The organism is Plantactinospora sp. GCM10030261, from assembly GCF_042666615.1.
In the GTDB taxonomy this organism is placed as follows: Bacteria; Actinomycetota; Actinomycetes; order Mycobacteriales; family Micromonosporaceae; genus KBS50.
The window spans coordinates 1-9,720 of sequence record NZ_JBHTDD010000057.1 but is presented as its reverse complement, the minus strand read 5'-3'; the positions used below and the strand labels follow the sequence as shown (position 1 = coordinate 9,720).

General features: G+C 68.4%; 10 protein-coding genes and 1 tRNA gene. 8 read left to right on the top strand and 3 right to left on the bottom strand.

Going from position 1 to position 9,720, the window contains the following annotated elements; genetic code table 11:
* The 6 genes from ACFQUZ_RS32230 to ACFQUZ_RS32205 form a co-directional block, all read left to right on the top strand.
* Window positions 1-383, top strand: a 383-nt coding sequence (locus ACFQUZ_RS32230; protein ID WP_377449059.1) for a hypothetical protein, incomplete at its 5' end; no start/stop codon positions are given.
* Window positions 384-772: 389 nt separating this feature from the next.
* Complete coding sequence (locus tag ACFQUZ_RS32225; protein ID WP_377449057.1) at window positions 773-2,032, top strand: hypothetical protein; 1,260 nt, start codon at window positions 773-775, stop codon at window positions 2,030-2,032.
* 273 nt (window positions 2,033-2,305) lie between these two features.
* Window positions 2,306-2,866, top strand: a complete 561-nt coding sequence (locus ACFQUZ_RS32220; protein ID WP_377449055.1) for a hypothetical protein — start codon at window positions 2,306-2,308, stop codon at window positions 2,864-2,866.
* 409 nt (window positions 2,867-3,275) lie between these two features.
* Window positions 3,276-4,208: a barstar family protein gene (locus ACFQUZ_RS32215; protein WP_377449053.1), complete on the top strand. Its 933-nt coding sequence runs from the start codon at window positions 3,276-3,278 to the stop codon at window positions 4,206-4,208.
* Between the two features lie 59 nt (window positions 4,209-4,267).
* A complete protein-coding gene (locus tag ACFQUZ_RS32210; RefSeq protein WP_377449051.1) occupies window positions 4,268-4,876 on the top strand; it encodes a hypothetical protein in 609 nt (202 codons plus the stop codon).
* A gap of 113 nt (window positions 4,877-4,989) precedes the next feature.
* Window positions 4,990-6,039, top strand: a complete 1,050-nt coding sequence (locus ACFQUZ_RS32205) for a hypothetical protein (protein WP_377449050.1) — start codon at window positions 4,990-4,992, stop codon at window positions 6,037-6,039.
* Here the strand turns inward: ACFQUZ_RS32205 and ACFQUZ_RS32200 are convergent.
* A complete protein-coding gene (locus tag ACFQUZ_RS32200; RefSeq protein ID WP_377449048.1) occupies window positions 6,036-6,563 on the bottom strand; it encodes a DUF4240 domain-containing protein in 528 nt (175 codons plus the stop codon). The two genes, ACFQUZ_RS32205 and ACFQUZ_RS32200, sit on opposite strands and share 4 nt — an antisense overlap.
* 86 nt (window positions 6,564-6,649) lie before the next feature.
* Window positions 6,650-6,898: a hypothetical protein gene (locus tag ACFQUZ_RS32195; protein WP_377449047.1), complete on the bottom strand. Its 249-nt coding sequence runs from the start codon at window positions 6,896-6,898 to the stop codon at window positions 6,650-6,652.
* A gap of 512 nt (window positions 6,899-7,410) precedes the next feature.
* On the opposite strand from ACFQUZ_RS32195, the gene ACFQUZ_RS32190 reads away from it, so the two are divergent.
* The gene (locus ACFQUZ_RS32190) at window positions 7,411-8,742 is read left to right on the top strand and encodes a recombinase family protein (RefSeq protein WP_377449045.1); all 1,332 of its coding nucleotides are present in this window, start codon (window positions 7,411-7,413) and stop codon (window positions 8,740-8,742) included.
* Window positions 8,743-8,761: 19 nt separating this feature from the next.
* Here ACFQUZ_RS32190 and ACFQUZ_RS32185 read toward each other — a convergent pair.
* Window positions 8,762-8,845 (bottom strand) — tRNA-Leu (locus ACFQUZ_RS32185).
* 330 nt (window positions 8,846-9,175) lie between these two features.
* On the opposite strand from ACFQUZ_RS32185, the gene ACFQUZ_RS32180 reads away from it, so the two are divergent.
* Window positions 9,176-9,601: a RidA family protein gene (locus ACFQUZ_RS32180; protein ID WP_377449043.1), complete on the top strand. Its 426-nt coding sequence runs from the start codon at window positions 9,176-9,178 to the stop codon at window positions 9,599-9,601.
* Window positions 9,602-9,720 lie beyond the last annotated feature (119 nt).

Sequence of the window (9,720 nt, the reverse complement as noted above, 5' to 3'; positions counted from 1 at the left end):
TCCGTGAGTTCCTTGACGTCGAGATCGAGGGTCTCGTTCCGGATCTGGACGCGGACGTCGACGGCTTCATCGTCCAGTGGGGCCGCTATTCCTGGCACGGCGGGCGACGATGCGTCTCATTCACCCGTCAGCTGGCGGTGCCGACCGGCGGTGACGATCCGCAGCCGGAGTATTGGCAGGTGGGCCTGACGTTGGTCTTCGACGATGCAGCCGGGCTGGCCGTTCTGGAAAGCGGCCACGAGCGGGACACCGGGTTCTTCTTCCGGCCCGTCGGTCCGCAGCGTGACGACGCGGTCGCCGAGGCCGGGCGGTACCCGCAGGTGCACGCCGCCCTGACCGCGAAACCCGCCCACAGCGAGCTGTCCTTCGACCGCGTCTGCTGACCATTGCGGGGCCCGCACGGACCTCGCCCTCATCTCCCTACGTACCGAAGGGAGAGCATGCGCGTCGATCGTCCCAGCAGCCCTTGCCGCAGAACCGATCGGCCTTGTCGACTGACATCATGGCCCGCTGGCGCGATCTACGGCGGCGAGCGGGTGGGGGGGCGGTCGATCACGGTGGGATGAAGTCCACCTTGCGACGTACGGCGAGGGTTGGCGGTGCCAGCCTCGCCGCCACCATGGCAAGCTCTCCGGCGCCGATGTGATGGCCAGTTGGGCCGGAAGCCCGGGACACGGCTCCTGAGCGGGATCGACAAATCGTGACGGTTGCTGCCAGGCACCTCGCGTCACGTGCGGCGGAATCGTCGGCCGCAGGTGTTAGCTTGCCCGCCATGTCGCTGGAGATCGTGGCTCAGGTGCGAGTGGACGGTGGGGTACCCGTCGAGCGGTTGATGTGCCACCCCCGGCTGCCGTACATCGCCGGCTGGGACTCCGAACGGCCCGCGGTGCGCATCTGGGAGCACGCCGGCGGAAACCTTCGCGAGCGCGGCGTCGTCGGCGGAGACAAGCCCACCTACCCGGCTGAGGCATGGGAGCGGTTCGACCGGATCCCGGCAGCGGCGTGGCATCCGTACGAGCCGCTGCTCGTCGTAGCCGCCGAAGGCCAGATCACCCAGTGGAGCGCGGACGGCGTATCGACGCTGTCGGCTGTCCCGGCTTCCGCGGGCTATCACTGTCTGGCCTTCAGCCCGGACGGCCATACGTTGTGGGCGTCGCCCGCCACCAGTGAAGACGACGCGTGGGAGTCCTCCGACGTGATCGATCTCGTGTCGGGAGCCGTCAGCCCAGGGCCGCGGTGGGACACCGGTGTGACCGTGCACCCTGGCGGCGGCCTGGTGGCCACCCTCCGCAGCGACCAGGCCGCCACCTACGTTGCCTTCGCCCGGGTCGACGGCGGGGTCGGGGCGGCCATGCGCCAGCTGGACCGGACGTTGATCCTGAACGTCGACGGATACGAGGCGCCGGTCTTCAGCGCGGACGGGCGCCACTTCGCGATCCGGGGCAACGCGTACGAGCAGACACTGGAGGTGTTCGAGTTCCCGTCGCTCGAGCGAGTGCTGGGCACGACGCTCGGCCCACCCTGCCCCGGCTACCCATACCCGGACGAGTGGGTGGAGGAGATGGAGGCCTGGTCGCGGCACAACACAGTCTTCGGGACCCGGCACGACGTGCTATGGATCGGAACGCCGGCGGGCATGCTCCTGGAGGTCGACATCCACGGTGAGGACGTGGTCCAGCACGACGTGCTCACCCGAGCGCCCGTGACCTCGCTGGCGTTGACAGCGTCGGGCGAGTTCGTGGTCGCCGACGGCGACGGAGGCCTGCAGATCCTCTCCCAGCCGGGCGACCGGCCTGGGGAACGCGAAGCATCACAGGAAGCGTCGCGGCTCTGCGTTGCGGAGTTCGTGGCCGCGACATCCGAGATTCCCGACGGCGCCGACTGGGAGGATCATGCCGTCCGCACCGACGGTGAGCGAACCTGGCACCCGGACGACCTGGAGTCCGTGACGGAGACGGGCGAGAGCGATCCGCCGTGGCTGCAGATCCACGCAGCCGTCAACCGAGCCGTCTCGGCCAGGGGCGCATCGTAAGAGCACGCTGCGGATGCCGACGGACCGTCGCCGCTCCAGCAGCGCCGCGTGTCGCGGATCTCCAGGAGCTCACGCCGGTGGGGCGGAATGGTGTGCCGAGCACAGCGCAGGCCCTCGCCAGGTCCCATCGCCCCGGCTGAACGGGGCCGAGGACGTTCATCGTTCCGCTACCGATGTCCCGCTGTCGACCACACCGATGCCGGACTCCGTAAAGACCTCCTGAAGCACTTCCTCGATCCGGTGACGAATCGAACCGCGGCTACCCTCGGTCGCGTGCAGGATTCAGGCGAGCGGCCGATCTATCGCATCCGGCGCCTTGATGCGGGCGTGCTGCATCTGTACCGGGGCGACGTGCTGGTCGATGTCGACCGGAAGGACGGTGGCGATTCCCGCGAGGACATTGAGCGGTGGGGCACGGCGGTCGCCTGGGCAGAAGACCGCACCTGCATCGAACGCTGGGACTCACCCGATGCAGACGAAGACTGGCGCACGCTTATCGGCCTCCCGTACCGATATATGACCTGGCAGATCGAGGACGAGGGTGCCGCCGCGTGGGCGGAGGTCGACTCGACCGGCTGGGTAAGGCGCTACGTCGAAGCCAAGGATCTCGGACAGATCTGCACGGCCGCCGCGTCGTTGGAGGAGGTCATCGCCGCCAGGGACGCCGGAGGTGTCGAGGCAGTGCGCGCGTACGAGGCGATCTACGGCGTAGCGCCGGAGGTTCCCCTGCCACCCGACGCCGAACCCACGCCGACGCCTATCACCGCCTACGAGTTCGCCCGGCGGTGGATCACAGCGCGCGACGAACTGGGAGCCAACCAGCGATCGACCTGATCGCCGCGCTGCTCGGCAAGGGTCGGCTGACGCCTGGTTCCTTAGGTGTTCGTGAGGTCAGAGCGGCCTGGGAGCGGGAGCCGGCTGTCGGGTCGTTGGGTAGGGTCGGGGTCGTGATCGAGCCTGTGCCGATGCGCTGGCAGCTCCTTGACGAGTACAGCGGCAGCCTCGACGGCCCGGACCGGATTGTCGCCCACTGCGCCGACGTGCAGGGACTCTCGTCGATCCACCACCCCGGCGGTATGAGCGATACACGCTGGTCGGCTGCCGGCCCACAGGTCGATTGGCGGCAGCGGCTGACCGGAACGGTCGCAGAAACTGGCTGGGCAACGTCGTGCTGGACAGCAAGCATGATCCTGACCGGCCGCTGCCACCCGGCTGCGACTGCGCAACGACCCGGTGCGCCTGCATGGAGGAACTTCTCGACGTCACCGTGCTGGCCTGCCGCCCCTCCGCGCACGGCGACGGCCTTGTCGACGTCGACCTGGAGGGCTTAGTCCGCCACGACCCCAGGTACTCCGGCCGCACACTGGCCCAGCGTCCGGACGCGATCGGCTTCCACATGACCAGCCCCGACGGAAGCGACGACCTGGGCGAGTGCCTCGACATCAGCGGCCTGTTCGTCGAGCGGCCCGACTCGTCGTATCCCCCGGCGATCCTGGTGGGCTGCCGTCCCGAACCGCCTCTGCACGCCGCCTTGGCTGCCCTTGCCGGCGGCGGCTCCGCCCAGCGGCGCCGGGTAACGACGTCGCTGCTGGCCGTGGAATCAGACGGAACAGTCGTCCCGACGATCTCGGGTGGCATCTTCGCCCTGGTGACGGGAGTACAGCCGTCGTCCATCGGCCACGGCCTGGTCGACGTCATGTTCGACAGCCCGGTCAACGAGCCGCTCCCGGTCGCCGCGCGCGAGATCTGGGATCTCTGGTACGCGGGCGGCCCCGCCGAGCGCAACGCCTGGGCAGGCCACGACAGCGCATTGCGGCACGAGTGGGCCGGTGCCGCCCTCGCACACCACCACCGCCGCGCGTCAGATGGTGCCGCGCGACAGGTGTACCACCTCGACGGGCGGTTCGTCACCGACCTCGACGGCTTCTACTGCGCGATCGGCGAGGCAATCAACGGCCCTGGCGGCTACTTCGGCTGGAACCTGGACGCCCTGCACGACTGCCTGACCGGCGGGTGGGGCACGCGGACCCCGTTCACGCTCGTCTGGCACGACGCGCAGGTCGCCGAGCAACACCTGGTGCCCGGCTACGACCGGCAACGCTGGACCACCGCCGTGACCATGGAGTATCTGCTCGGAATGCTCAGCGAACACGGAGTTGAGGTGGAGCTGTGCTGATGCGGCTCGGGTGACCGGCTGCACCGTGACGACGACGTCACCGCTGGCCCACCCCCCGCATGTCGACCATGCTGCACAATCCTTTTGTGGATGTCCCCGGTCTTCTTCGGCAAGCCTGCCGGACAGTGCCCGGCGCTGCCGCCACTGAGGCGGGCGTGACCGTGCACGACGTGCACGAGTACCTGGGCTACCACGAGTGGGAAATCGCACTGGACATCCTCGCCGAACTCGGCGACGCCACCCCGACCACGGCCGAGTGGTGGCAACTGCTCCAAGACGCGGCCATGGCCATGCAGCGCACCCGCATGGCCGCCTGGTGCGGCTGGCGCAGGTGGGAGGCGGTACACGGCATCATCCGCGCCGACCTCGCGCTGTTCGCCACGGATAACAGCGGACGCCGCACACCGATCCCCGGCGCAGGTGTGCTCAGGCCGCTGTGGGCCATCGGCCACCACACTCCTGCAGGCGAGCCGGACCTGCGTATCGCCCGCATCTGGGTCGAGAATGCCTCCGAGCTCGTACCGGGGACAACCGGCTCGATCCGGCTGGCCCCACTCGACCCCACCGCCTGGAGTCACCTGCGCCCCGGCGACCTCATCACCATGCACGAGAGCCGACCTCCTGCCGGAACGGCCATGATTGTCAAGGTCGCACCAGGCCGCCGCTGAGCCGCGGCAGCGCGGCGAGAGGCGGATCGGCCTGACCGACTCGCGTCCTCAAGCGTTCGGCTCCATTCCTGCGGTCGAGGCCGCGAGCCCGGCTGCGTTGATACAGTCCGCGAATGCCGATCAAGACCCACACCAGTGCTGCCGCGTTCCCGGTCGACACCGCGGACGACGTTACGGCCCTGGTGGAGCTTCTTGGTCGAGCGGCCACCGACGAGCGGCTGCGCAACGACCTCGGCGACCACTTCGCGTACGTGGCGGGTACCCATCCGGAGTGGCTCCGGCCGCATCAGGAAGCGGTCGTCACCGAGTTCCTCGACGGTTTCGACGTGACCTTCGACAACCTGTGCGTGCTGCTGAACGGCGCGCCCGACCGCTGCGTGGAACATCTGCAGCGGCGGCTGCGCAGCCGCTGGTCGTACCAGGAAGCGTGGGCGCTCGCGGCAATCGGCACCGAGGCCGCGCTTACCGCCATCGCCGGCCTCGTCTGCGACGGCGTGGACCCGAAGGAGTTCGAGGACTCCGGCATCTGGACGCCTCCCACCGGGTCGGCGCAGTACCGGTTCACCCCGCACCGGCGGGCTATCGAACTCCGACCGGTATCCGACCGAGCAGAGCGGGACACCGCAGATCATCCCGTAGGACTGCCGTTGGATCAGGTCGTTCGCCGAACCGACACCACCGCGGCGGTATGGCATTACCTGTCGCTGCGCCTCAACAGGATGCCAGGCATGCCAGACTGGCCCACCGATCGGGTGCACCTGGCCAGCCCGAAGGGCTCCGTGGGCTGGACGCTGACCGCAGCGGTCGACCGGGACGGCCTCTGGCACGACGAGACCGTCACCTTCGACGAGCCGCCCAGCAACGACGACGCCGAGGTCGACAACAGCGATCCGCGCAACATCGGCGCGGCAACACTCCGGCCCTACGACGGCGACCTCGTCTACAGCAACGGACACATACTGTCGATGCCGAGCGTGTTTGGGACAGCCGGCGGCCCGCCGATAGGTCTCTACCCGAACCCGCACTGCCGCTGCTGCGACCACCTGATGTTCCACATCCTCACGGTGCAGAACTACATCCGCGAGTACGGGCACGGCTGGCGCAGCCTCTACCTATGCGAGCAGTGCTCGATCACGACATGCACCGCCACCAACTGGAACTAACCCGCGAAGAGGGCGGCCAGCCGCGGCAGGCGCCGACGGACCTCGACAGCGTCCTCGAAGTCCCACCCCTGCCCCAGCAGCGGGTACCTGCCCGTGACCGCGGGCGGTTGCCTGCCTGCCGCCACGGTGGCGTAGGCGTCCCAGACGACGCCGTACATTGACTCGCATTCCAGGTCACCGCCGTCGGCAGCGACCCGCTGGACCACCGGCAGGTCCGCGAGGGTGTCAGGATCGGCCACAGCCCGCTCGAACACCGCCCGCCCCTGTGTCAGCAGCCAGCCGCGGAAGTACTCGAAGCCGTCGTCGGAGCAACCACCGTTGATCAGGTACGCCGCCTGCCGCAACTGCCACCCGTACGAACAGGCGCGCAGGTCCCACAGCGGCTGCGCCAGCCCTGCGACCTCCTTGGGCGGCATTGCGATCAGCAGCGCCAGCATCTGCTTGGCGACCTCCTCGGCATCCGAGGGGTCGACCGCGCGGTCGCGCGCCGCCGCCACCACGTTCCAGAACTCGTCGATGCTCACGGCACGGAAGTATGGCAGCCGCCGGTGACGCTTTGCCGGAACCTCATGCCTATCCGGCCGGCGCGAGGCCGATCCGCGAAGTTTGATCAGTAGTGGGCGAGGATCTGCGCGACAGGGTGGCCGAGAAGGCCGGCCACGTCGCCGAGTTCCCGCTCGTCGAGCTCGTACTTCGCTCGCGTCGGGCTCATGGCGCTCACCTCGAACTGCGCGAAGCCGACCGGCCAGTCGTAGCGCAGCGCGTCCAGCCCGACGATCCCACGACAGCACGGGACCGTGACGTCGAGGCTGTCGAAGCTCTCGCCGTTCTCCTCGATCAGGTCGTGAAACCACTCCATATCGATGTCCCCTGCGCAGAGCGAACAGGTGATCGGGCGAGCGCGACCCGGGCGCCGTTCCGGCTCGTGTTCTCGCCGGCGTCGATAAGGGTGACCTGGTCGTAGAACTCGTAATCGACGTACTCCACCGCATCGCCGGGCCCATTAAACAACCCTGCGACGTAGGCCGCGGTCGCGGCAGCGGACGATCGGCCGGGGCTGCTCCTCGCCCGGCGGTTCGCCGTTCGGGCGGTCGAGTGGCACCACGGTGCGCTCGCCGCTCCGGCGAGCGAGGAGCCTGGTACGACGTGAGCGAGTCGGGCATGTGAACCCGACTCGCAAGTTGCGCAACCTGAGTCGATTCCCGTCGTTCTATCGATGTGTCCCCCATCGATGTTACCTCGCCGCCGTCACCCCCCAGGACACCCAACGTCCTGGCCAGCCACACAACGACCCCTGCCGTTCTGACCGACTGGGCAGGCGCCACACGAAGGAAAACCGGCCGCGAGAGGCGACAACGAACGTCCGATGGGTTGCGGTTCGCGTTCTACGGGCGGATGTCCACCAAGGACCACCAGAATCATCAGACCTCGTACCTGTGGCAGCACGACAACGCCTCCGAGTTGATCACTGGCCACGGCCAAATCGTGGCCGAGTTCTTCGACGTCGGATACAGCAGACGACTGCCATGGTCGCAGCGCCCGAAAGCCCGCGAGCTTCTCGCCTCCCTCGCTGACCCCAACCGCCCCTTCGACGCGCTCGTGATCGGCGAATGCGAGCGGGCGTTCTACGCCAACCAGTTCTCCGACCTGGCGCCGGTATTCGCCCACTACGGAGTACAGGTGTGGCTGCCCGAACTGTGTGGCCCCTACGACCCGGGCAGCCCGGTGCATAATCTGGCGATCCTTCAGCTTTCCGCGCAGTCGCGGCGTGAGGTGCTGCGCTCGCGGTTCCGCACCACTGCGGCAATGCGGGCACAAGCCCGCGAGCAAGGTCGATATCTGGGCGGCCGCCCCCCGTACGGGTACCGACTCACCGAAGCCGGGCCGCACCCCAACCGCGCCGATGCCCGGCGAGGCAGACGCCGCCTGCGGCTTGATCCCGATCCCGGCACCGCACTGGTCGTCACGTGGATATTCACACAGCGCCTCACCGGCCGCAGCATCGCCGGCATCGCCCGCGAACTCAATGACAACCGCGTCCCTTGTCCGTCGGACGAAGACCGCGAACGCAACGGCCACCGCACCAACCAGACCTGGTCACTGCGATCCGTGGCCGCGATCCTCGAGAATCCGCGCTACACCGGCCACGAAGTCTGGAACCGCCAGCGCACCGATCGTGAACCCATCGACCCCGCCGCCCCCAGCCGCGGCTACCGCCAGGTGCAGCGCTGGAACCCCTCTTCTGACTGGGTGATCTCCGCTCGCGTCGTCCACCCCCCGCTGGTCAGCGAACAGGACTTCGTCGCCGTACAAGCGATCCGTTCCAGCAGGCCCGCCGCGGATGGCAGCCAGCGCCTTTACCTGCTCGCCGGACTGATGCGCTGCGGTCTGTGCGGGCGCCGGATGGACGCCCACTGGGTCAACAACCGGCCCGGCTACCGCTGCCGCCACGGCTACACCAGCGCCAAGCCCGCCGACACCGCGCGTCCCGGCAACCTCTACGTGCGCGAAGATGAAACCCTGGCCTACTTGAACGGCCAATTCGCCCGGCTCGGCGCAGACCTCAACCAGCACAGCCTCATCAAACAACTACGAGATCACGGCATGATGATCATCTGCGACGACGACAGCTGGATTCTCGGCCCCGAAGCCGATGCAACCCCACAGATCCCAAGTCAGAGGCGACCCGACCAGCTCTTCTGATCTTCATGGGGCAATAACGTGTCCGAGGGGGGACTTGAACCCCCACGCCCTATACGGGCACTAGCACCTCAAGCTAGCGCGTCTGCCATTCCGCCACCCGGACCTGGGTGTCGACCGCACCTGGGTGCCGGGAACGACTGGCGCCGTTCATCGGCAGCCCGGCGGGCCGCTCGGGGCCATACTGTACACGCCGTCTGACGATCATGCACAAGCCGCCCTGCCTGGCTGTCGGCACGGACGGTAGCCGATCAAGCAGGCGGGCCGTCCGGAGCCGGCCGACGTCACCTGATGCCGGGTCGGAACCTCATGCCAGGCCGGAGAGACGGGCCGCGGACCGGAGCCCCACCGCCAGCGTTCACGAACCTGCCGCACGAGTGGATCACGGGTGGAAATGAGACGCGCCGGTTCCGCTCGACCGTGCATGATCGATCGCATGACCCTTCTCCGAAACAACCCCGACGGTCTGCACGCCACTCCCGGTTACCACCATGTGACAGTCGCGCCGGCCGGCCGGACCGCCTACCTGGCCGGGCAGTGTCCGCTGGACGCGGCCGGTCACCTGGTCGGCCCGGACGACTTCGAGCGGCAGGCCGATCAGGTGGCCGCCAACGCGCTGGTCGCCCTGCGGTCGGTCGGTGCTGGTCCGGAGCATGTCGTGCGTACGGTGATCTATGTTGCCACCGCGGACCGGGAGGTGCTGGCCGCCGTGTGGCAACGGTTCAACGCCTCGGCCCTGGCGGAGGCGTTCACCACGGCGAGCACTCTGCTCGGCGTCGCCCAGCTCGGCTTTCCGGGTCAGCTCGTGGAGCTTGACGTCACCGCCGCCCTGCCGGAGCAGGCGCCCGGACAGCCGAGCTGAGCCGCGCAGCCGGCCGGCCGGACTAGGCCGTGTGTCAAAAGTAGTCGGGTGACGGGTCGGGTTGACTGGTCGGGCGTGTCGGTGATCGGTATACGGCGAGGTCTCCGGTAGATGGGTTA

Excerpts from the sequence above, each read along its gene's own strand:
- ACFQUZ_RS32180 (WP_377449043.1), top strand. The coding sequence starts at position 9,176 with ATGACCCTTCTCCGAAACAACCCCGACGGTCTGCACGCCACTCCCGGT.
- ACFQUZ_RS32195 (WP_377449047.1), bottom strand. The coding sequence starts at position 6,898 with ATGGAGTGGTTTCACGACCTGATCGAGGAGAACGGCGAGAGCTTCGAC.
- ACFQUZ_RS32210 (WP_377449051.1), top strand. The coding sequence starts at position 4,268 with ATGTCGACCATGCTGCACAATCCTTTTGTGGATGTCCCCGGTCTTCTT.
- ACFQUZ_RS32225 (WP_377449057.1), top strand. The coding sequence starts at position 773 with ATGTCGCTGGAGATCGTGGCTCAGGTGCGAGTGGACGGTGGGGTACCC.
- ACFQUZ_RS32215 (WP_377449053.1), top strand. The coding sequence starts at position 3,276 with ATGGAGGAACTTCTCGACGTCACCGTGCTGGCCTGCCGCCCCTCCGCG.
- ACFQUZ_RS32205 (WP_377449050.1), top strand. The coding sequence starts at position 4,990 with ATGCCGATCAAGACCCACACCAGTGCTGCCGCGTTCCCGGTCGACACC.